The 20606-nt window shown below is 61.1% G+C and carries 22 protein-coding genes; 7 read left to right on the forward strand and 15 right to left on the reverse strand.

All coding sequences use genetic code 11. The features are described from left to right. The first annotated feature begins 171 nt into the window (after window positions 1-171). Window positions 172-1110 (forward strand): LLM class flavin-dependent oxidoreductase, encoded by a 939-nt coding sequence (locus WB650_RS04750; protein WP_423959622.1) that lies wholly within the window; start codon window positions 172-174, stop codon window positions 1108-1110. A 3-nt stretch (window positions 1111-1113) separates the two neighbouring features. On the opposite strand, the gene WB650_RS04755 is transcribed toward WB650_RS04750, so the two are convergent. From WB650_RS04755 to argH, 7 genes are read right to left on the reverse strand one after another with little or no spacing between them, the layout of a single operon-like run. Continuing rightward, window positions 1114-1884 carry a DUF1499 domain-containing protein gene (locus WB650_RS04755; protein ID WP_422303555.1) on the reverse strand — a complete coding sequence of 257 codons (771 nt, stop codon included), beginning with the start codon at window positions 1882-1884 and terminating at the stop codon, window positions 1114-1116. A 33-nt stretch (window positions 1885-1917) separates the two neighbouring features. Next, window positions 1918-2727 carry a methyltransferase domain-containing protein gene (locus tag WB650_RS04760; protein WP_422303554.1) on the reverse strand — a complete coding sequence of 270 codons (810 nt, stop codon included), beginning with the start codon at window positions 2725-2727 and terminating at the stop codon, window positions 1918-1920. A 13-nt stretch (window positions 2728-2740) separates the two neighbouring features. After that, window positions 2741-3613 carry a 4-hydroxy-tetrahydrodipicolinate synthase gene (gene dapA / locus WB650_RS04765; protein ID WP_422303553.1) on the reverse strand — a complete coding sequence of 291 codons (873 nt, stop codon included), beginning with the start codon at window positions 3611-3613 and terminating at the stop codon, window positions 2741-2743. Between the two features lie 46 nt (window positions 3614-3659). Beyond that, the gene (gene dapF / locus WB650_RS04770) at window positions 3660-4550 is read right to left on the reverse strand and encodes a diaminopimelate epimerase (RefSeq protein WP_422303552.1); all 891 of its coding nucleotides are present in this window, start codon (window positions 4548-4550) and stop codon (window positions 3660-3662) included. Between the two features lie 20 nt (window positions 4551-4570). Further along, window positions 4571-5830 carry a diaminopimelate decarboxylase gene (lysA, locus tag WB650_RS04775; protein ID WP_422303551.1) on the reverse strand — a complete coding sequence of 420 codons (1260 nt, stop codon included), beginning with the start codon at window positions 5828-5830 and terminating at the stop codon, window positions 4571-4573. Window positions 5831-5890: 60 nt separating this feature from the next. Beyond that, window positions 5891-6397 (reverse strand): hypothetical protein, encoded by a 507-nt coding sequence (locus WB650_RS04780; RefSeq protein WP_423959625.1) that lies wholly within the window; start codon window positions 6395-6397, stop codon window positions 5891-5893. A gap of 5 nt (window positions 6398-6402) precedes the next feature. Then, the gene (gene argH / locus WB650_RS04785; protein WP_422303565.1) at window positions 6403-7725 is read right to left on the reverse strand and encodes an argininosuccinate lyase; all 1323 of its coding nucleotides are present in this window, start codon (window positions 7723-7725) and stop codon (window positions 6403-6405) included. Between argH and WB650_RS04790 the strand changes: the two genes are divergently transcribed. Further along, window positions 7642-7824 (forward strand): hypothetical protein, encoded by a 183-nt coding sequence (locus WB650_RS04790; protein ID WP_422303566.1) that lies wholly within the window; start codon window positions 7642-7644, stop codon window positions 7822-7824. The genes argH and WB650_RS04790 overlap by 84 nt on opposite strands. On the opposite strand, the gene WB650_RS04795 is transcribed toward WB650_RS04790, so the two are convergent. The 8 genes from WB650_RS04795 to WB650_RS04830 all read right to left on the reverse strand — a co-directional run bounded on the left by WB650_RS04795 (window position 7817) and on the right by WB650_RS04830 (window position 15310). Further along, window positions 7817-7996: a hypothetical protein gene (locus WB650_RS04795; protein ID WP_422303549.1), complete on the reverse strand. Its 180-nt coding sequence runs from the start codon at window positions 7994-7996 to the stop codon at window positions 7817-7819. The genes WB650_RS04790 and WB650_RS04795 overlap by 8 nt on opposite strands. Before the next feature lie 2 nt (window positions 7997-7998). Continuing rightward, on the reverse strand, window positions 7999-9219 hold the full coding sequence (locus WB650_RS04800) for an argininosuccinate synthase (protein ID WP_422303548.1): 1221 nt from the start codon (window positions 9217-9219) through the stop codon (window positions 7999-8001). Between the two features lie 14 nt (window positions 9220-9233). Next, a complete protein-coding gene (argF, locus tag WB650_RS04805; protein WP_422303547.1) occupies window positions 9234-10178 on the reverse strand; it encodes an ornithine carbamoyltransferase in 945 nt (314 codons plus the stop codon). Continuing rightward, entirely contained in the window at window positions 10175-11374 is a 1200-nt protein-coding gene (locus WB650_RS04810; protein ID WP_422303546.1) for an aspartate aminotransferase family protein, read from the reverse strand. Before WB650_RS04810 ends, argF begins: the two co-directional genes overlap by 4 nt. After that, window positions 11371-12312: an acetylglutamate kinase gene (argB, locus tag WB650_RS04815; RefSeq protein WP_422303545.1), complete on the reverse strand. Its 942-nt coding sequence runs from the start codon at window positions 12310-12312 to the stop codon at window positions 11371-11373. The genes WB650_RS04810 and argB overlap by 4 nt, the downstream gene beginning before the upstream one ends. A gap of 112 nt (window positions 12313-12424) precedes the next feature. Continuing rightward, the gene (gene hslU, locus WB650_RS04820) at window positions 12425-13795 is read right to left on the reverse strand and encodes an ATP-dependent protease ATPase subunit HslU (protein ID WP_422303544.1); all 1371 of its coding nucleotides are present in this window, start codon (window positions 13793-13795) and stop codon (window positions 12425-12427) included. A gap of 29 nt (window positions 13796-13824) precedes the next feature. Further along, window positions 13825-14397 carry an ATP-dependent protease subunit HslV gene (gene hslV / locus WB650_RS04825; protein ID WP_422303543.1) on the reverse strand — a complete coding sequence of 191 codons (573 nt, stop codon included), beginning with the start codon at window positions 14395-14397 and terminating at the stop codon, window positions 13825-13827. Next, complete coding sequence (locus WB650_RS04830; protein WP_422303542.1) at window positions 14378-15310, reverse strand: tyrosine recombinase XerC; 933 nt, start codon at window positions 15308-15310, stop codon at window positions 14378-14380. Before WB650_RS04830 ends, hslV begins: the two co-directional genes overlap by 20 nt. A 112-nt stretch (window positions 15311-15422) precedes the next feature. Here WB650_RS04830 and WB650_RS04835 point away from each other — a divergent pair, with 112 nt between their 5' ends. From WB650_RS04835 to glmS, 5 genes are all read left to right on the forward strand, one after another. Beyond that, entirely contained in the window at window positions 15423-15713 is a 291-nt protein-coding gene (locus tag WB650_RS04835; RefSeq protein ID WP_422303541.1) for a hypothetical protein, read from the forward strand. Beyond that, the gene (locus tag WB650_RS04840) at window positions 15710-16138 is read left to right on the forward strand and encodes a hypothetical protein (protein ID WP_422303540.1); all 429 of its coding nucleotides are present in this window, start codon (window positions 15710-15712) and stop codon (window positions 16136-16138) included. Before WB650_RS04835 ends, WB650_RS04840 begins: the two co-directional genes overlap by 4 nt. Further along, window positions 16125-17555 carry a bifunctional UDP-N-acetylglucosamine diphosphorylase/glucosamine-1-phosphate N-acetyltransferase GlmU gene (gene glmU / locus WB650_RS04845; RefSeq protein WP_423959629.1) on the forward strand — a complete coding sequence of 477 codons (1431 nt, stop codon included), beginning with the start codon at window positions 16125-16127 and terminating at the stop codon, window positions 17553-17555. The genes WB650_RS04840 and glmU overlap by 14 nt, the downstream gene beginning before the upstream one ends. A 39-nt stretch (window positions 17556-17594) precedes the next feature. Further along, window positions 17595-18266 (forward strand): DUF4145 domain-containing protein, encoded by a 672-nt coding sequence (locus WB650_RS04850; RefSeq protein WP_423959630.1) that lies wholly within the window; start codon window positions 17595-17597, stop codon window positions 18264-18266. Between the two features lie 507 nt (window positions 18267-18773). After that, a complete protein-coding gene (glmS, locus tag WB650_RS04855) occupies window positions 18774-20606 on the forward strand; it encodes a glutamine--fructose-6-phosphate transaminase (isomerizing) (RefSeq protein WP_422304067.1) in 1833 nt (610 codons plus the stop codon).

Consider the following 20606-nt stretch of genomic DNA (forward strand, 5'->3'; position numbering starts at 1 on the left):
CGGTTTGAGATGTGACCCATGAAAACGGCCGCATCGTTGGCAATCCAGATTTATGTTTACGATGCGTCGACCAAAAAAGTCCAGCGTGCGGGGTTCTTAGCGCCACACGCTTGACGGAAACTGCCGCATGATGAAAGTGTCGCGTGAAGTCAGTCGAAAGGAATTTTCATCATGGCCAAAATTGCGATTGCTTGCACGATTCTTCCGGACAGCCCGCCGGCGCGCCTGATCGAATGGTCGCGCGCAGCTGAGGACGCGGGCTTTTCCGGCGTCTTCATGACCGAGGCGAACAACGATTCGCTGGCGTGCTCGCTCGCGCTCGGCCTGCATACCAAGCGCATCAAGCTCGGCACCGCCATCACGAACATTTATCTGCGCCATCCGAATCTGCTCGCCAATGAAGCCGCGGCGGTCCAGGAATTTACCGGCGGACGATTTATTCTCGGCCTCGGCACGGGGCATCGCGAAGGCAATTCGGCGCTCGGAATCGAGATGGGAGTTCCGCTGACCAGGATGCGCGAAACGGTGAAGACCTTGCGCGCGATGCTCGACGGCGGCAAGACCGGACCGCGCGTCGGCGCGAAGCTGCCGCTTTACCTGGCGGGCGTGTCGCGCCCGATGGTCAAGCTGGCCGGCGAAATCGGCGACGGCGTCATCTTCAATTTCTTTCCGCCGGCGCGGGTCAAGGAAGCCATTGGCGAGCTGGCCGAAGGCGCAAAGATCGCGGGCCGCGACGTCAAACAGATCGAGCCGACGCTGTTCGCGACCGCATTTATTTCAGATGACCTCGAAGCCGCCCGACGTCCGGCGCGCAAGCTGCTGTCACGCTACGGAGCGTTGAAGTTCTACGGCAACATGATGGCGCATTCGGGCTTCGAGCGGGAAATCTCGGCGATTCGCGCGGCGGGCCGCGATGCCGACGCGGCAATCAATGCGGTCAGCAATGAACTGATCGATGCGACCCTGCTGGTTGGATCGGAGTCGCGCGTCCGCGAACGTCTGCAGGAGCTATGCGCGCCAGGAATCGGCACCGCGATCGTGTTCACAAATCCGGTCAACGAAGATCGCAACGCCGCCGCAATGCGGACGATTCGCGCACTCAAGCAATAGCCACTACGGCTGGTCTTCGTCAGTGGTGGGATTCTGATCGCTCGGGCTGCGAGCGAGCGCGACGCGATCGAAGAAATGCCGGATACGCCGGGCATTGACGCCGAAATCGCCGATGCCGTCGCGCGATTTCGATCTCATCTCGATCAAGCTAGTGCCGTCGGGGGCCGGCCGGACCTGGATCACGACGTCATCGTTGAAATGCCACAGCTTTGATGTCGCGACGACCTCGATCGTCTTCGTAGCCGGATCGTTATAGGTAATCGTCCAGCTCGGGGAGGCCTTGGCGACCTCGGTTACGCGCGCAAATGCCGCCGTCGGATCGAGGTGCTCCTTAATCGGACCGATTGGGCCGTAACCCTGCACCTGTCGGTCGGCATATTTCGTCTTGTTGTATTTCATGTCGCGATTCGGTTCATGCTGCAGCTGCTCCGCGTACGTGAACTCGGGGGGATTGTCAAAATCGGTCGTGATGTCGTTGATAGGCGGGTACTTGCGACTGCTTATCAAGGTGAGGAATATCGGCACTGCGATCAGCACGCATACCACCGTAGCGAGCACGGCGCGCTTGCGCCCGGCTTGTGCCTGGGGCGTACGCGTCAGGAAAATCGCGAGGAGCCCGACCAGCGTACCGATAACGCTCAGCAGGAATCCCAGCGCGAATAGCTGGAACCCCATGAACGGCGCGATCAGGCGGAAGTGCGCGCCGACCATTCCTGCGCCGATCATCGCTATCGCCAGGATGGCGTCGAAAAATGCGAGCCATGCAAAAGTCATTCGTCTTTCCCCCGAAAGAGATTTGCGTTCACACTACCGGCCTGCCTGGTTCCTGATCCCCCGCACCACAAATTGCGGCAATACGAACAGAAACGATCCGCTCGCGACGGCGCGATCGATGTCGGCGAACCAACCCTCGACCTCGGCTGCCGCGATCTTGCCGGAGTCGCGAGCGTATCGCGCGAAGCTGGCTTTCAGCATCGGCAACGAGCGTCCGGCGGTGTCCGCGCCCGCGTGAATCTCGACTTTCACGTCATCGAGACCGGCCGCGCGAAACAGCCGATATAGCTGGCGGCCAATCTGTGGCTCCTTGATCGCAATCGCTTTCGACGCCGCGATGATTCGATCGCTGCGCTCGCGCCCGTCCCGTCCGATGTCGAGCGCTAGCATGTCCCAGTCGCTGTCGACCGCGACTACGATTCCGCCTGGTGCCGTCACCCGCGCCATCTCCGCGACAGTATCGGCGGCGGAATCAACATACTCAAGAACATTTTTGCACCACACGCGATCGAACGAAGCGTCGGGAAACGGCAGCGGCGGAAAAGCATTGTGCACGAACTCCGCAGCGAGCTTGGCCTCGCGTGCGCGAGCGCCGGAACGCTCGACGAACTCGCCATTGATATCGATACCGGTGACCTTGCCGCCGGGAGCCACGCGCCGCGCCAGTTCGAAGGTGGTGTGACCGGGGCCGGAACCCACGTCGAGCACGCGCAGCCCTGGTTTGAGATCGAGCGGGCGCAGGAGCGGTTCCATCGCCGGATGGTAGGCAAGGATCTTGTCGTAAGCACTGTGTCGGTCGGAATCGATATCGACCCAGTGCTGCTTGTAGTAGGGCTCTGCCATGGCAGATACGCGATCAGACGAGGCGGAGTTCCTTCATCGCGACGCGCAATTTGTCGGCCGGACCGGCGGTCATCGGCACCAAGGGCATCCGCAACTCGTTGGCGCATTTGCCCATGAACGCGAGCGCCTGCTTGATCGGAATCGGATTGGTCTCGACGAACAGCGAGCGGATCAGCGGCAGCAGCCGGAAATGGATCTCGCGCGCCTTCGCGAAATCTCCCGCCAGCGCGGCTGCCGCGAGATCGTGCATCTCGCGCGGCACAACGTTGCTGCAGGTCGAGATCACGCCCTTCGCGCCGAGCGCGATCAGCGGCAGCGTGAGCGAGTCGTCGCCGGACAAAATCGTTATCCGATCGCCACACATTTTCAGAATGTCGGACGACTGATCCATCGAGCCCGTCGCTTCCTTGATGCCGACGATGTTCTTGATTTCGGCGAGCCGCGCCATCGTTTCCGGCAGGATGTTCGAAGCCGTGCGACCGGGGATGTTGTACACGAACAACGGAAGATCGACGCTCGCCGCAATCGTTTTGTAGTGCCGGTAGATGCCGTCCTGCGTGGGCTTGTTGTAATAGGGTGAGAGCAGCAGCGCGCCGTCCGCACCCATCTCGCGCGCGGCGGCAGTGAGCCGAATCGCCTCGGCAGTCGAGTTCGATCCAGTACCAGCGACAACAGGGACGCGCTTTCGCACCTGCTCGATCGTCAGCTTGATCACGCTGTCGTGCTCGGCATGCGTGAGCGTGGCGGATTCACCGGTCGAGCCGCACGGAACCAGCCCGTCGATCCCGCTCTGAATTTGCCATTCGATATGGTCGCGCAACGCGGGCGCGTCCACCACGCCGTCGCGAAACGGCGTGACGAGAGCAGTCAATGCGCCATGGAACATCGTTCGTAGCCTCCAGCCGTCTTCATTTCACTGTTTCACTTTTTCACTATTTCACTGGGACCATTTCGTCCGCGCCCAGCTCGACCGCGCCGCTGAAAACCTCGACGGCGTTGCCAGTCATGAAAACGTGATTCGCATCGGCGCCGTCGGCGCGCCATTCGATTTCGAGATTACCGCCGCGAAGCTCAACTGTCGCGGTGCGATCGGAATGATTTGTCAGCACAGCCGCGACCAACGCCGCGCACGCGCCGGTGCCGCACGCCCAGGTCTCGCCCGAGCCGCGCTCCCATACGCGCATCTTAAGATTGCTGCGCGACGTTGCGAGAATGAATTCAGTGTTCACACGGCGGGGAAAGAACGGGTGATGCTCGAACTCGCGGCCCAGCGCGGCGAAATCGCGATCCTGTAGTTTGAAAACACCGTCGTCGGCAACGAATAAGACGCAATGCGGATTGCCCATCGAGACTGCGGTGATCGACTCGCGCCGGCCCGCGACCTCGAGCGGGTAGTCTATGATTCTGCCGTCGGCCTTCACCGGGATGTCGCGGCCCTCGAGAATCGGCTCGCCCATATCGACCGTCGCGCTAACGACGCGGCGACCTTCGAGCCGCAGCGCGACCGTCTTGCGACCCGCGTCGGTCTCGACGACCATCGGATTGCGGCGCACGAGGCCACGCTCGAAGGCGAGTCGCGCGAGGCATCGAATTCCGTTGCCGCACATGTCGCCGCGGCTGCCGTCCGCGTTGTACATCTCCATTCGGATGTCGGCGCTGCTCGACGGCGCCAGCATGATCAAGCCGTCGGCGCCGACGCCGAAGTGGCGATCAGAAAGTTTGACCGAGAGCGCCGACGGATCGGCGGGACGCGCACGCATCGCGACAATATAAATGTAGTCGTTGCCGCATCCGTGCATCTTGGTGAATTCGAGCGTTGCCATGGTTTTCGTTGTTCGCGCGCTTACGCAGACTTCAGGCTGACGATATGTTCGCCGCGGATCTGATCTTCGAAGCTATCGCGGTCGCGAATCACATGCACGTCTGCGCCGTCGATCAGCAGTTCGGGCGCGCGCGGGCGGCTGTTGTAGTTCGACGACATCACGAATCCATAAGCACCGGCGCTCATGACAGCAAGCAGATCGCCCTCGGCCGGCTCGGCCATCTCACGCTCGCGCGCGAAAAAATCGCCGCTCTCACAAACCGGCCCCACGATATCCGCAGTCACGGTCTTGCCCGGCTTGCTGCGATCTACCGGAACGATCTCGTGATACGCCTCGTAAAGTACCGGCCGAATCAAATCGTTCATCGCGCCGTCGATAACGACGAAGCGCTTCACGTCGGTCTCCTTGTTATAAAGGACCTTCGTCACCAGAACGCCCGCGTTGCCGACCATCACGCGTCCTGGCTCGGTGATTATCTTGAGCCCGAGACCGGCGATCGGCTTCAGCAGCGCATGCGCATATTCCGATGGAGGCGGCGGCTGCTCCTGGTAAGGGATTCCGAGACCGCCTCCGAGATCGAGATACTTGAGCTCGATTCCCGCGCTACGCAGGCGCCCGACGATCGCGGCAACCTTCTGTCCCGCTTCGGCAAACGGCGCCATCTCGGTTATCTGCGATCCGATGTGCGTGCTCAGTCCGACGATCTCGAGCTGCGCCAGCGCGCTCGCTTCCGCGTAATATTCGTCGACTTGCGAAAGCGGCACGCCAAACTTGCTGTCGCGATGGCCGGTGGAAATGTGCGGATGCGTGCCCGGATCGAGATCAGGATTCACGCGCAGACTGACCGGCGCGCGATGCTTCATGCGGCCGGCGACCTCCGCGATACGATGCAGTTCCGGACGCGACTCGACGTTGATCATCAGGATGCCGGCTTTCAGCGCAGCTGCGATCTCCTCATCGGTCTTGCCGACGCCCGAGAAGACAATCTTGCGCGGGTCGGCTCCGACCCGAAGGCATCGCATCAGCTCGCCGACCGACACGATGTCGAAACCCGCGCCCATCGAGTCGAACAACTTCAGGATGCTCAGATTCGAGAGCGCCTTCATCGCGTAACAGATCAGATGGTCGGTGCCGGCGAAGGCCTCGTCGAAAACCCGGAAATGCCGCCGGAGCGTGCGCGCGCTATAAACGAAAAAGGGAGTTTTGATTTGGCGTGCTAAGTCGGCGATCGGCACGTCTTCTGCGAAAAGTTGATCGTTGCGATATTCGAAGTAGTTCATTGCGTTGTAGCGATTGGGTGAAGTTTCGTTTTTATCATAGCGCAGCCCAACGAATAAACGTCATTTGAGCGGCACGGGGGTCGGCACCACGAAGGTGTCGGGATTCGGCTCAGCGGAGGCGGAGACTTTCTTGCGCACGATCGCCACGTCGTTGGACGGCTCGCTCACGTAACCGTCGGTGGTGCTGGACGTGACCTGGTAGTGATAGGTCTTGCCCATCACGGTCGAGCCGTCGATGAACTCAAATGTATTTTGCACCTGGAATCGGCCTTCGTCATGCACCTGGATGTCGCCGATCTTCTCGGCGGGCTTGCCCTCCTCGGTGCGCGAAATCGAGAAGCTGCCGAGGTCCTTGAGCTTCGCGCCGCCGGCGTAGCTTTCGGGACGATCCCAGCTCAAGCGAATTCCCTCTTTCGCGTTAGCCGCCTCGAGCGACACGATTTTCTCGGGACGCGCGGCTTCGGGCGGTATCGGCGTTGACTTTACGCCGCATCCGAGGACGATCGCGCTGGCAAGTGTGGCGATCGCAAAGGTGATCGCCGGCAGGTTCGCGCGACTGGTTTTCATATTCATCAACGTCCGAGCTCCTTCAGGCGGCGCTTGACTGTTGACGGCGCCGGACCGCCTTCGATCGTGCGCCGGGCGACCGAGTTCTCGGCTCGAAGCATCGCGATTGCGTCGGCGCCAAACGCGCTCGAGTGCCGTCGCAAATCGTCGATACTCAAATCTTCGAGCGTCTTTCCGGCTTCGGCCGTTTCGCGCACGATCGCACCGACGATTTCATGCGCCTCACGAAATGCCATGCCGCGGCCGACCAGGTATTCCGCGAGATCCGTGGCAAGCGCAAATCCGCCAGCCGCCGCGCGCATGCGCATCGCATCGAATCGCAGCATTGGCCAAAACTTCGCAAGCAGATCGAGCGCCGGTTTCAGCGCGTCGAGCGCGTCGAATACGCGCTCCTTGTCTTCCTGCAAATCCGAATTGTAAGCGAGCGGAAGGCCCTTCAAAACGGTCAACATCGCCACCAGGTCGCCGATGACGCGGCCGGTCTTGCCGCGAATCAGTTCGAGCAGGTCGGGATTCTTTTTCTGCGGCATCATCGAGCTGCCGGTCGAAAATTCATCGGGCAGCGCGGCGAACCCGAACTCGGCGCTCGTCCACAGAATAATTTCCTCGCTCATCCGCGACAGATGCACCTGCGTGAGCGCCGCCGCCGAAAGAAAATCCACCACGAAGTCGCGATCCGACACGGCGTCCATGCTGTTGGTAGTGATCGCCTTGAAGCCCAACGCCCGCGCGACCATCCGGCGATCCAGAGGCAGCGTCGAACCCGCCAAAGCGCCGGCGCCTAGCGGCATGACAGCAGTGCGTGCGGCGGCCTGCTCGAAGCGCTCGCGGTCACGCCCGAGCATCTCGACGTATGCGAGCAGATGATGCGCGAGCGTCACAGGCTGCGCGCGCTGCAGATGCGTATAGCCGGGCATAATCGTAGAGATGTGGCGCCGCGCGAGTCGAATGAGTGTCGCGCGCAGTTCGCCGACCAGCCCAATCACGCTTGAAAGCTCGTCGCGGAGATACAGCCGCATGTCGAGTGCGACCTGATCGTTGCGTGAGCGCCCGGTATGCAGCTTGCGCCCGGGTTCGCCAATCAACGCGATCAGCCGGCGCTCGATTGCGAGGTGGATGTCTTCGTCGGCGATATCGAACTTGAAGCGCCCGTTCGCAATCTCACTTTCGATGCGCTCGAGTCCGCCAACGATCGCGCGCAACTCGCTCGCTTTGAGCAATCCGACCTTCGCGAGCATCTGCGCATGCGCGATCGACCCGCGAATATCGTGCCGAAAAAGGCGCCGGTCGAATGGCAACGACGCCGTGAATGCTTCGACCTCGGGCAGGCGGCCGCGCGCAAATCTTCCTCGGATGAGATTTTTCTGGCTGCGACGCACTTTCACGATCGGACGAGCTGGGCAGTCCGCGACGGCGGAATCAATTGATCGGCCGCAACTGGCAGGAGCATCCGCGCGCCGCACAACTCATCGAACCGTCGGGATGCGTGATGTGGACGTCCATCTTGTGATGGCAGTGATCGCAATCGCCGGTGCGGGGCGGACGGGGCACGAGCTTGGGCTGTGTGCGCGGCGGTTTGAACTGGATGACTTTGCCCAAATCTATCCGTCCTTCTTGCTCGCATGCGCGAGCGCTCGAAGCCTCAGGCCCGCGAGCCGGATGAGTCCGTCGGCGTCGGCCTGGTTGTAACCGCCGGCTTCCTCGAAGCTCGCGATCTTCGGATCGTACAGCGAGTTCGGCGATTTGCGGCCAGCGATCCACACGCCGCCCTTGAAGAGCTTCAGCCGCGCGACACCATTCACGTTTTTCTGCGTATCGTCCACCAACGCTTGCAGCGCCTCACGCTCGGGCGCAAACCAATATCCGTAATACACCATTTCCGCGTAGCGTGGGATAAGCCCGTCGCGCAGATGCATCACCTCGCGATCGAGGGTGAGCTGCTCGACTGCGCGATGCCCATGGAAGAGGATCGTTACGCCGGGAGTCTCGTAAACTCCGCGCGACTTGATTCCGACGTAGCGATTCTCGACTAGATCGACGCGGCCGATGCCATGGCGCCCCGCGATTTCGTTGGCGCGCTCGATAATCTTCGCGGACCCGAGCTTCTCTCCATTGATCGCAACCGGATTGCCACCTGCGTATTCGATCTCGACGTACTCCGGCTTGTCGGGCGCATCTTCAGGCGAGACGGTCATGCGGAACATGTCGTTGTACGGCTCGCGCCAAGGGTCTTCGAGGATACCGCCCTCGTAGCTGATGTGGACGAGGTTGCGATCCATCGAGTACGGCTTCTCGGCTGTCACCTGCACCGGAATTTTCTTTTCGTTGGCGTATGCGAGCATGTCGGCGCGACCTACGAACGGCCAATCAGTACGCCGCCACGGTGCAATAACTTTCAAGTCCGGCGCGAGCCGCGCAAACGTCAGCTCGAAGCGCACCTGGTCGTTGCCCTTACCGGTGGCACCGTGCGCCACTGCGTCGGCTCCTTCGTTGAGCGCAATCTCGACCAGCTTCTTTGCGATGACCGGCCGCGCGATCGAAGTGCCGAGCAGGTAGTAGCCCTCGTATACGGCGTTCGCGCGCAACATCGGGAAGACGAAGTCCCGCGCAAATTCCTCGCGCAGGTCGACGATATAAAGTTTGCTCGCTCCCGTCTTGAGCGCCTTCTCCTCGAGGCCGTCAGTCTCGTCGCCCTGCCCCACGTCGGCGCAGTATGCGATCACTTCGCATCCGAAATGATCTTTGATCCAGCGCAGCATCACCGACGTGTCGAGTCCGCCCGAATACGAGAGCACCAGTTTTTTTATCTTTTCAGTGGCCACAATTTTTAAGCCCGTCACTCCGGCGACGGCGAAGTAGTCTGCAAAATTTCGGGACGTATCAACCAGACCATCACGGCCTTCTGCGCGTGGAGGCGGTTCTCGGCCTGATCGAGCACGACTGAGCGCGGGCCGTCGAGCACCTCGTCGGTGATTTCCTCGCCGCGATGCGCCGGCAGGCAATGCATCACGATCGCGCCCTTGCGCGCGTTCTTCAGCAGCGCGTCATTGACCTGGAAGCCCTTGAAGTCGCGGCGGCGCTGCACCGCTTCCTTCTCGCGGCCCATCGAGGTCCAGGTGTCGGTGTAGACGACGTCCGCATCCTTCACCGCCTCGACAGGATCGTCGGTGATCGTGCCGATTTCTTCGTTGCGCAGGCGTTTGAGAAAATCTTTTTCAGGCTCGTAGCCTTTTGGACTCGCAAGCCGCAGCTCGAAACCGGCGAGCGACGCCGCTTCGATCCAACTCTGCGCAAGATTGAATCCATCGCCGACGAATGCCACGCGGACCTTCCGGAGGTCGCGGCCGAAGCGCTCCTGCAACGTCATCAGGTCGGCGAGCACCTGGCATGGATGCAGCAAGTCGGTAAGCCCGTTGATCACCGGCACGCTTGCCTCGCGGGCCAGTTCGACCGCGGTCTCGTGCGAAAATGTGCGAATCATGATCAAATCCACGGCGCGGGAAATGTTTCGCGCGACGTCTTTGACCGATTCGCGCTCGCCAATACCGATATCATTCGGCGCGAGATAAATCGCATGCCCCCCAAGCTGCGCCATGCCGGTCTCGAACGTAACGCGCGTCCGCAGCGACGGCTTTTGAAATACCATCGCGAGCGTGCGGCCGCGCAGGTACGGATGCTCGAGTCCAATCTTGAGCTCGGCCTTGAGCCGCGCGCCGAGCGCGAGCAGTCCGTTGAGTTCCGCTGACGAGAGCGAACTGAGATCGAGAAAGTCGCGTTTCATTTCGGGACTGGCACGTTCTTGAGTGCGTTCTCGATAATCGCGAGGCCGGCGTCCGCTTCCTCGCGCGTGAGGTTCAGCGGAGGCAATAGCCGCAGCACGTTGCCCGCGGTGCCGTTGACGATCAGGCGATTCTTGAGGCAGTCCTCGACGATCGGACGCGGATCGTGCTTGAGCACGACGCCGATGATCATGCCCAGGCCGCGAACCTCGATGATTCGATCGCACGACCGGGCAAATTCTTTCAGCCGCTCGAGGATATAGCCGCCGACGCTCGACGCATTCTCGAGCACACCGTCCTGCTCGAGCGCGTCGATCACGGCGACCGCCGCGGCGCATGCAACCGGATTGCCGCCGAAGGTGCTGCCGTGGCTGCCGGGCGTGAAGCTGGACGCAATCTCGGGCTTCGCGATCATCGCGCCGATCGGAAGGCCGCCGGCGAGCGCCTTGGCGAGAGTCACGATGTCGGGCTTGATGCCGACGTGTTCGAACGCGAAGAATTTTCCCGTGCGCCCCATTCCGGTTTGTATTTCGTCGAGGATTAAAAGCAGCTTGTTGCGATCGCACCAGTCGCGCAGTCGCTTCAGGTAGTCCGCGCGCGGCACGACCACGCCGCCCTCGCCCTGGATCGGTTCGACCATCACGGCGACGGTTTCGTCGCGCCGCGCACGATCGAAGGCTGGGAGGTCGTCGAAGGGAACGAATCTGAAGCCGGGCATCATTGGCTGAAAGCCCTGATGGTAGCGCTCCTGGCCGGTCGCGCTGACGGTGGCGAGCGTGCGTCCGTGGAACGAACCGAGCGTCGTCAAAATCTCGAAGCGTCCGCCACCTGCGTTACTGCCCCATCGCCGCGCGAGCTTTATTGCAGCTTCATTCGCCTCGGCGCCCGAATTTCCTAAAAAAACTTTTCCGTCGCCGAAATGATTCGCCAGCCGCTCGACCAGTCGCGCGGTCGGCTCGGTATGAAAAATATTAGAGACGTGCGTAAGCTTTTCCGCCTGCTCCTTGATCGCGCGCACGACGCGCGGATTTCCATGACCGAGGCTGGTGACGGCGAGCCCGCAGAAAAAATCGAGATAGCGGTTACCGTCGGCGTCATAAAGATACGCGCCGTGGCCGCGGGCGAACGCGAGCGGAAGGCATCCGTAGACATCGACCTGGTGACGATGGGTCAGTTCTATTATTTCGGCGTTGTTCATCGCGATTTACCGCCCTGCGCGCTGCGAGCGGTGTCGCTCAGGGCGGACACCTTGGCGCGGTGCTGGACCACTTCGGTGCCTATTCCCGAGCGGGTAAAGATTTCGAGGAGGACCGCGTGCTTGTTGCGGCCGTCGATTATATGGGTCTTCGCGACGCCCTTGTTGAGCGCCTCGATACAGCATTCGACCTTCGGAATCATGCCTTCGTGAATCACGCCGCGCGCGATCAGTCGACGCGCTTCGGCGGCGTCGAGGGTCGAAAGCAGCTTGCCGTCCTTGTCCTTCACGCCTTCGACGTCGCTCAGCAGAATCAATTTTTCCGCCTTGAGCGCAGCCGCGATCTCGCCCGCCGCGGTGTCGGCATTGATGTTGTAAGTCTGGCCGTCGCAGCCGAACCCGGTCGGCGCGATCACCGGGATGAAGTTGTTCACCTCGAGCGTGCGCAGCAACTCCGGATTGACGCGATCGACTTCGCCGACCAGCCCGATATCGACGCGCGAGCGCTTGCCGTTATCGTCGGTGACAACCATCCGCATCTTGCGCGAGCGAATGAGGTCGCCGTCTTTGCCGGACAGGCCGACTGCGCGGCCGCCCATGCGCGAAATGGTCGCGACGAGATCCTTGTTGATTCTCTGCAGGACCATCTCGGCAGCTTCCATCGTCGCCGGATCGGTCACGCGCATCCCGCGCACGAAGCGCGACTTGAGGCCGAGCTTGCCGATTAGTTCGGTAATCTGCGGCCCGCCGCCGTGGACGATTACCGGGTTGATGCCGACCAGATCGAGCAGCACGACTTCCTGCGCGAAGCTCTCGCGCAGCTCCTCAGTCTGCATCGCGTGCCCGCCGTACTTGATGACGAAGGTTTTGCCGCGAAACCGCCGAATGTACGGCAGCGCCTCGATCAGCACGTCGGCTCGATTGTGAGTAGCCTCTTTCACGCCTCAAAGAACCTCGCTGAAAACCCAAAAAGGAAATGAAAACAGTATTGCAGGCTCGGCGCAATGCATTCATTGCGGGACGGTTAATTCGTCCGTAACCAGCGAGCGGGAGCTACAAGATATAGCGGGAGAGATCCTCGTCTTTGACGATTTCGTCGAGGCGGCCGTGGACGTAGGTGGCGTCTATGGTTAGCTCGCGGTCAGGGAGTTCGGGGGCGTTGAAGGATAGTTCTTCGAGCAGGCGCTCGAGGACGGTGTGCAGGCGGCGCGCGCCGATATTTTCCGAGCGCGCGTTTACCTTTGCCGCGATCTCAGCGAGCGCGGCGACGCCGTCTTCGCTGAAGCGCATGTGCACGCCCTCGGTCTCCATCAGGGCGACGTATTGGCGGGTCAGCGCGTTCTCGGGCTCGGTGAGGATGCGGATGAAGTCTTCGCGGGTCAGAGCCTTGAGCTCGACGCGGATCGGAAAGCGTCCCTGGAATTCGGGAATCAGGTCCGACGGCTTCGAGGTGTGAAACGCGCCTGACGCGACGAACAAAATGTGATCGGTCCTGACCGCGCCGTATTTGGTGTTGACGGTCGAGCCTTCGACGATTGGCAGCAGGTCGCGCTGCACGCCCTCGCGCGAGACGTCGGGGCCGTGCGACTCGCGGCCGGCGATTTTGTCGATTTCGTCGATAAAGACGATGCCCGACTGCTCCGCGCGCGTGATCGCCTCGTGCGCCACCGCTTCCATATCCACCAGCCGGGCAGCTTCTTCGACGGTCAGCAGCTCGAGCGCCTCGGGGATTTTCACTTTGCGCGTGCGCGTCTTCTTGGGCATGAGCTGATTCATCAGATCCTTCATGTTGAGGCCCATCTCTTCCATGCCCTGGGGGGTGAAGACCTCGATGTTCGGGACGGCGTTGGCGCTGACTTCGAGCTCGACTTCGCGATCGTCGAGATGGCCGCCGTTGAGCAGCTTGCGCAACTTCTCGCGCGTGTCTTTGTGCGAGTTGTTGTCGACCGCCTCGATATTGCCCTCGGGCGTGATACCCGCGGGACGGCGAACTTTGGTCGGCGCCGGGAACAGGATATCGAGCAGGCGCTCCTCGGCGTTCTCGCGCGCCTTGACCGCGACGCGATCGCGCGCTTCGTCGCGCACCATCTTGACCGCACATTCGGCGAGGTCGCGAATCATCGACTCGACGTCGCGGCCGACGTAACCGACCTCGGTGTAACGCGAGGCCTCGACCTTGACGAACGGGGCCTGCGCCAGGCGCGCGAGACGCCGCGCGATTTCGGTCTTGCCGACGCCGGTGGGACCGATCATCAGGATATTCTTAGGCGCGATTTCGTCGCGCAAGTCGGGCGCGACATTCTGCCGCCGCCATCGATTGCGCAACGCGATCGCAACTGCCCGCTTGGCGTCATGCTGCCCGACGATGTAGCGGTCGAGCTCGGAGACGATCTCGCGCGGTGTCATCACTTGTGGAACTGCCATCGGATGAAAACTTCCCGCAGGTGTTGTGGCTACAATTCCTCGAAGACGAATTCGTCGTTGGTGTAAACGCAGACTTCCGACGCGATTTTCATCGCGCCCTCGGCGATTTGGCGCGCCGTCATCCCGGAGCCGTGACGAATCAACGCGCGCGCGGCTGAGAGCGCATAGTTGCCGCCGGATCCAATCGCCAGGATTCCATCGTCGGGCTCTAGCACGTCGCCGACGCCCGAAATAAGCAGTGAGCTTTCCTTGTCCGCGACTACGAGCATCGCCTCAAGCCGGCGGAGGATTCGATCGGTGCGCCAATCTTTGGCCAGCTCGACGGCGGCGCGCCGCAGCACTCCATTATATTCCTGCAGCTTGGATTCGAACTTGTCGAACAGAGTCAGCGCGTCGGCGGTCGATCCCGCGAAGCCAGCCAGGACGCGATCCTGATGCAGCCGGCGCACTTTCTTGGCCTTGCTCTTCATGATCGTTTGACCAACGCTCACCTGCCCATCACCCGCGATTACAACGTGCCCTCCGTGGCGCACGCTCAGAATCGTGGTGTGACGAAACTCGGCACCCGGCTCGATACCCCGGTCAGACTCGTGGGAAGGCACGTCGATAAACCTCTTTCAAATGATTCACGCTGACATGAGTATACCGCTGCGTCGTGGCGAGGCTCGCATGCCCGAGCATCTCCTGTATCGAGCGCAGGTCGGCACCATTACCAAGCATATGCGTTGCGAAGGAGTGACGCAGCCCATGGGGAGTGAGGCCGGCGGTGAGGCCGGCCGCCTCGATTCGGCGCTGAAGGAGCATCTCGACGCTGCGGGTGGTGAGGCGTCCGCCGCGAAGATTGGTGATCACGGGACCGTCGTGCTCCCACGCAATCGGCATCGCGGTCTTCCACTTTTTCAAGGCGTCGAGGGCGGGCTCGCCGAGGGGTACGAGGCGATCCTTGTTGCCCTTGCCCGCGCGGATCATGACCATGCCGAGCTCTTCATCGATATCGCGCCAGTTGAGACCGACCAGCTCGCCGACGCGGAGACCGGAGGAATACAGGGTCTCGAAGATTGCTCGATCGCGCAGCGCAGCAGGCGTGGTCGAGTCGTCGGGTGTCGAAGAGAATTCGAGCAGGCGGCGAACTTCGTCCTCTTGCAGGATTGACGGCAGGCGCCGCTCATTCTTGGGAGAGCGAATCGTGCGCGCGGGACTCGCGGCACCAATGGTAGTCTCGCGATATCGAAAGAAGGCCTTGATCGCGCTGAGGCGGCGCTGAACGGTGGCGCGAGCGGCTTTGTTTTTCATCAATTCAGCCAGGTAGCTGCGGATGTGATCCGCAGTGATGCTCGTGACGTCGATCTCGTCGACGCGCTTGCCGAGAACGGCAGCGCGATCGAGCAGGAAACTTCGGAACGCGAGCAGGTCGCGGCGATAGTTCGTCACCGTATTGTCTGCGGCGCGCGAGGCTTTTTTCAGTGCGTCGGTAAACGCCTCGACCGCGGCTCCCATCATCTCGCGCGCGTCCATTCGAGCGGCTATGCTAGCAGCGGCGATTCGGCCGAAAAAGCGTGCATTTCCAAGCCCCTTGCATTCCAGTCCCGCGGAGCACCATGCCGCACGAAGAACTCGCCGCCGCGCTATGAACTGTTGGCATTGCGCAACGAAGATAGAAGTCGTCACGGGAGAGCGCGTCGGTTTTCGCGACGAGTGTCCGGGATGCGGGCGCGCGATCCACTCGTGTCGGAATTGCGGATTCTACGATCCGGCGTACAACAACAGTTGTCGCGAGCCGATGGCGGAGCGGGTGGTGGATAAGGAACGATTCAACTTCTGCGAATATTTCATCCCGAGTGACACTGCGGCCAAGCCGGCAGCGAAAAGGACCGGCGCGCAGGACAAGCTGGAGGCTCTGTTCAAGAAAAAATCATGACATCGCGGATGTTCATCTTTCGTGATCGATGCGCGCAGCTTGTTTTCGTTGCGACGTTCGCCTCTATCGTCGCCACGGGATGCCATCCCGCCAACAGCGCGCGCGGCGTCGTCGATCGCTTCATCGACCAATACTATGTAGCGATCGATCTCAAGGCGGCGGAGCCGTTCTGCACCGGGCTCGCGCTCGACAAGCTTCATCATGAGATGACGCTGATCGGCAATCAGAAAATCGACGCGAACACGCGCAAGCCGGTGGTGCACTACAAACTCACCGCCGAGCGCGATGCCACCGACCATATCGAGTTCCTGTTTCGCGCGACTATCGATGTGCCCGAAGGCGGCACCTTCAATCGCAACTGGCTGATCACGGCGCGCAAGGACGCCGACACGTGGAAAGTCTCGAACTTCGATGACTACGAGTAACGTCGCCGCGATCATCCTCGCCGCCGGCAAGGGGACCCGGATGCGATCGAAGCGCGCCAAAGTCCTGCACGAGCTTGGCGGCGAGCCGATGATCGCTCGCGCAGTTCGCGCCGTCGCTGCACTACATCCCGATCCAATCGTGATCGTCGTCGGGCACCAGGCTCGCGAAGTCGAAGCGGCGATAACCTCGCCCCGAGCGCGATTCGCGCTCCAGGAGCCACAGCGCGGCACCGGAGACGCAGCACGATGCGCGCTAGATCAGCTTCCTGCGAACTTTAGCGGTGATGTGCTGATTACTTATGGCGACATGCCGGCCATCAAGTCGTCGACGCTGCGCGCGTTTCTGGACGCGCATCGAAAGCGCGGCACGAAGCTCTCGTTCATCAGCATCATTCTCGAGGATCCATCCGCCTACGGGCGCGTGATTCGCGATGCGGCCGGTAGCCTCGAGAAAATCGTCGAGTTCCGCGACGCGTCTCCCGTCGAGCGCGCCATCAAGGAAATCAACACCGGCTTTTACCTTGTCGATAGCGCCCTGCTTCGTTCTGCGCTCGCGGAATTGAAGCCGGCCAACGCCCAGGATGAGTACTACCTGACCGATATCGTCGCGATTGCGCGCGCACGTCGCGAAAAAGTCGAAGCGTGGGTTGCTGACGACCCGGCGGAGTTTGCCGGGATCAACTCGCGCGAGGAGCTGGCAAATATGGAAGCGGAAATTCGTGCCGCCGTTAACCGAAAGTTAATGCAGGCAGGCGTGACGATTGTCGATCCGGCGACCGCCTACATCTCCGAGCAAGCGGAAATCGCGCCTGACTGCGTCATCGGTCCCAATGTTCAGATTCTCGGCGCGTGCAAGCTCGGCGAGGGCGTGCGAATCGACGGCACCGCGTGGCTCAGCAACGTCACGATTGGCCCGCGATGCCATCTGAAGCTGGGAGTGCGCGCCGAAGATTGTGTCATTGGAGAGGAATCGGAGATCGGGCCGTTCGCCAACCTGCGCGCGGGTACCGAACTTCTAGGACACAATCGCATCGGCAACTTTGTCGAGACCAAGAAGGCCCGCCTCGGCCGCGGCACCAAGGCCAGCCATCTGAGCTACCTCGGCGACGCTACCATCGGCGCCGACACCAACGTCGGATGCGGCGTTATCACCGTGAACTACGACGGCTACGACAAGCATCACACGGAAATCGGCGACCGCTGCATGGTCGGATGCGACACGCAGCTGGTCGCGCCGGTGAAGGTCGGCAGCGATGTGTACGTCGCGTCGGGCACGACGATTATTCGCGAGGTGCCGGACGGCTCACTCGTGATGTCGCATCACCCGCAGCGCGAAAAAGTCGGCTGGATGGCGTCATGGCGCAAGCGCCACAACGACAGCCCCGACGGCAGCTTAAGGCGCAAGAAAGAGCATTAAGATTAGATGGTCGTGAGTCAGTTTTGAATTCTGACGCCGATGAAACGCAGCACCAACGTGATGTTGATGCTGCTCAGATCCTCTAGGTCGCTTTATCTCATAACTAAACGTGAACCTATGAAAAAAATACTTAATGTTACGTGGGTGAACGTAGCCTCGGTAGGGTCGCGCACTTTTGTTTGCGCATATTGCGGAAATCAAGTTGCGAGCGAGAAGGGATGGGATGGCAACACAAGAGCGGCAGGCATGCCGCATGGCGCTCTGCGCGTATGCCCGGAATGCAGCGGACCAACTCTCTTAGCCGGAGGCGACCAAGTTCCCGGAGTAAGTTATGGGAATACCGTCAAGCATCTGCCCCCTGACATTGAAAAGCTATACGAGGAATCTCGGACAGCAGTAGGTGCAGGAGCACCCACGGCCGCAGTTATGTCGTGTCGCAAGTTGCTGATGCACGTCGCGGTAGAGAAAGGGGCGAAAGCGGGAGACACATTCCAGAATTACGTGAAATTTCTGGGTGACAATCACTTCGTCCCCGCGGGCGCAAGCGATTGGGTAGACAAACTCAGGACCGAAGGCAATGAAGCAAACCACGAGATCGTTATCAAAACCAGTCCGGAGGCGCGAGAAATAATCGACTTCGCGGAAATGTTGCTGAAGGTTGTTTACGAGTATCCGATGAGAGGAAAGGCCGCAGTCACCCGGGCTCCTTGAGCTGTAGTTGTGGAGAAAAGCGGATGCGCGTTCGCGCGCGCGACTGTATTACCTGTTGTCGCCGTTCCGCGCGAGGCGCTTGCTGCGAGCGCATCTTAACTCTTTGAACGCACCTATCCCAAGTGGGCAGGCCTACCGACCAAAGGCGTCGCTTGAACTCGTTCGGATGAGCGAGAATAATCAACCGAATGAGTTGAGGGGCGAGGCGATTGAAAATATAGAATGAGAGTAGCGCCAGGACTCATGTTCATCGCATGAGTTGACGAGGTGGAAGCAGTATCGAAAGATTCGGCGGATGGCTTCCCGGTTCCACAGTCGATAGAGGTGAAAAGGTTAAACCGCGCGGGTGACCGCGCGACAAAGCCCGCCTCGAGTGGCAGAGCATCCGGCTCTGACGTGATTTTCTAAACTCTCCTGACAGATTATTTCCCTATCGGTTCGCTCCGTCAGTGCGTTCGGAAAACTTTGTAACCGTCCCTGCAATCGCGGGGAAAGGAGCGAACGAGTATGTGCGGAATAATCGGATACGTTGGGCCGAGCGAGGCCTACCCGATCCTGCTCGGGGGGCTGGGACGGTTGGAGTATCGCGGCTACGATTCGGCCGGGGTCGCGACTATCGTCGAGAGCGGCAAGCTCGAAATTCGGCGCGCCAAGGGCAAGCTCGAGAACCTGCGGATGCTGTTGGCTGACTCGCCTCTGCAAGGCCACATAGGAATCGGGCACACGCGATGGGCCACGCACGGCCGCCCGTCTGAGGAAAATGCGCATCCGCACAAAGCCGGCCCGGTCGCGGTCATTCATAACGGCATCGTCGAGAACTTCATCGAGCTGCGCGCCGAGCTGCTTGCGCGCGGCCACAAGCTCAGCTCCGAGACCGACACCGAACTGATCTCGCATCTGATTGAAGAGAAGCTCAAGGGCGGTCGTGGCCTGATCGAGGCTGTGCGCGAGGCTGTCCAGCGGCTGCGCGGATCGTTCTCGATCGTCGTGCTGTCGGAAACCGAGCCGGGGACGCTGGTCGCGGCCAAGACTGCGACGCCGCTGGTGCTGGGACTGGGCGTCGGCGAGAATTTTATCGCGTCGGATATTCCCGCGATTCTCGAACACACGCGCCGCGCGATGGTGCTCGAGGACGGCGAGCTGGCCGAGGTCACCGCCACCGCAATTCGGCTGATGAAGTTCGACGGCACCGAGGTGACTCGCGCGCCGCGTCAAGTCGAATGGGACGCTGTCGCCGCGACCAAGGGCGGCTTTCGGCATTACCTGCGCAAGGAAATCAACGACCAGCCGCAGGCGTGGATCGACACGATGGCAGGACGCGCTGACGGCGCCTCGTCGACAGTGCGGTTCGAGGGCGAGCTGCTGCCGGCGGGCGGTCCTGCGGCGATCGGGCGAATCGTGATGCTGGGTGCGGGCGCGTCGTGGATCACAGCGCTGGTGGGCAAGTTCATGATCGAGGACCTCGCGGGAATTCCGGTCGAGGTCGATTACTCGTCCGAGTTCCGCTATCGGCGGCCGCCGATCGATGACCGCACGATGATCATCGCGGTGTCGCAGTCGGGCGAGACTGCGGACACTATCGCGGCGATGGAAGAAGGGCGCGCGCGCGGCGCGCACCTGCTCGCGATCACCAATACGGTGGATTCGTCGATCGCGCGCAAGGCGGACGCGCAGTTGTACACGCGATGCGGTCCGGAGACGAGCGTCACTACCACCAAATGCTTTCTCACGCAGCTCGAGGCCTACTATCTGTTCGCGATTCATCTGGCGGCACGGATGGGACGTTTGTCGGAGTCCGTTGCCGCACAACTGCTACAGCCGGCGCTCGCGATTCCCGGGCAAATCAAAACTATCTTCGAGAGTGAGCCGAATATTCAGCAGATCGCGCGCAAGTACGCACAGGCGAAGGACTTCCTTTTCCTTGGCCGAGGGATCAATTACCCGATTGCGCTCGAGGGCGCGCTGAAGCTGAAGGAAATTTCCTATATCCACGCCGAGGGTTACTCGGCGGGCGAGATGAAGCATGGGCCGATCGCGCTTATCGACGACAAGATGCCGGTGGTGGTGATAATTCCCAACGACGACCTGTTCGAAAAGTCGATGTCGAATCTGAAGGAGGTCGAATCGCGCAATGGCCGGATAATCGCGGTGACCAATCACGCGACCGCGGAGCTGAAAAGCGGCGCCGCGGAAATTATCGAAGTGCCGGAGACTAACAGGATGCTGACGCCGGTACTGATGACGGTGCCGCTGCAGTTGCTCGCCTACCATATAGCGTCAGAGCGAGGGACCGATGTCGATCAGCCGCGCAACCTCGCGAAGTCAGTGACGGTGGAATAG

The sequence above is a fragment of the Binatus sp. (SeqCode) genome (genome assembly GCF_049584895.1).
GTDB lineage: Bacteria > Desulfobacterota > Binatia > Binatales > Binataceae > Binatus.

Bases quoted from the DNA above. Each gene is read 5' to 3' on its own strand.
- WB650_RS04790 (WP_422303566.1), top strand. From the start codon at position 7,642: ATGCGCGATCGACCCGCGAATATCGTGCCGAAAAAGGCGCCGGTCGAA.
- WB650_RS04840 (WP_422303540.1), top strand. From the start codon at position 15,710: ATGACATCGCGGATGTTCATCTTTCGTGATCGATGCGCGCAGCTTGTT.
- WB650_RS04755 (WP_422303555.1), bottom strand. From the start codon at position 1,884: ATGACTTTTGCATGGCTCGCATTTTTCGACGCCATCCTGGCGATAGCG.
- dapF (WP_422303552.1), bottom strand. From the start codon at position 4,550: ATGGCAACGCTCGAATTCACCAAGATGCACGGATGCGGCAACGACTAC.
- WB650_RS04810 (WP_422303546.1), bottom strand. From the start codon at position 11,374: ATGAACAACGCCGAAATAATAGAACTGACCCATCGTCACCAGGTCGAT.
- WB650_RS04830 (WP_422303542.1), bottom strand. From the start codon at position 15,310: ATGGACGCGCGCGAGATGATGGGAGCCGCGGTCGAGGCGTTTACCGAC.
- WB650_RS04780 (WP_423959625.1), bottom strand. From the start codon at position 6,397: ATGAAAACCAGTCGCGCGAACCTGCCGGCGATCACCTTTGCGATCGCC.
- WB650_RS04850 (WP_423959630.1), top strand. From the start codon at position 17,595: ATGAAACGCAGCACCAACGTGATGTTGATGCTGCTCAGATCCTCTAGG.
- lysA (WP_422303551.1), bottom strand. From the start codon at position 5,830: ATGAACTACTTCGAATATCGCAACGATCAACTTTTCGCAGAAGACGTG.
- WB650_RS04835 (WP_422303541.1), top strand. From the start codon at position 15,423: ATGAACTGTTGGCATTGCGCAACGAAGATAGAAGTCGTCACGGGAGAG.
- hslU (WP_422303544.1), bottom strand. From the start codon at position 13,795: ATGGCAGTTCCACAAGTGATGACACCGCGCGAGATCGTCTCCGAGCTC.
- argF (WP_422303547.1), bottom strand. From the start codon at position 10,178: ATGAAACGCGACTTTCTCGATCTCAGTTCGCTCTCGTCAGCGGAACTC.
- WB650_RS04750 (WP_423959622.1), top strand. From the start codon at position 172: ATGGCCAAAATTGCGATTGCTTGCACGATTCTTCCGGACAGCCCGCCG.
- glmU (WP_423959629.1), top strand. From the start codon at position 16,125: ATGACTACGAGTAACGTCGCCGCGATCATCCTCGCCGCCGGCAAGGGG.
- glmS (WP_422304067.1), top strand. From the start codon at position 18,774: ATGTGCGGAATAATCGGATACGTTGGGCCGAGCGAGGCCTACCCGATC.
- WB650_RS04760 (WP_422303554.1), bottom strand. From the start codon at position 2,727: ATGGCAGAGCCCTACTACAAGCAGCACTGGGTCGATATCGATTCCGAC.
- dapA (WP_422303553.1), bottom strand. From the start codon at position 3,613: ATGTTCCATGGCGCATTGACTGCTCTCGTCACGCCGTTTCGCGACGGC.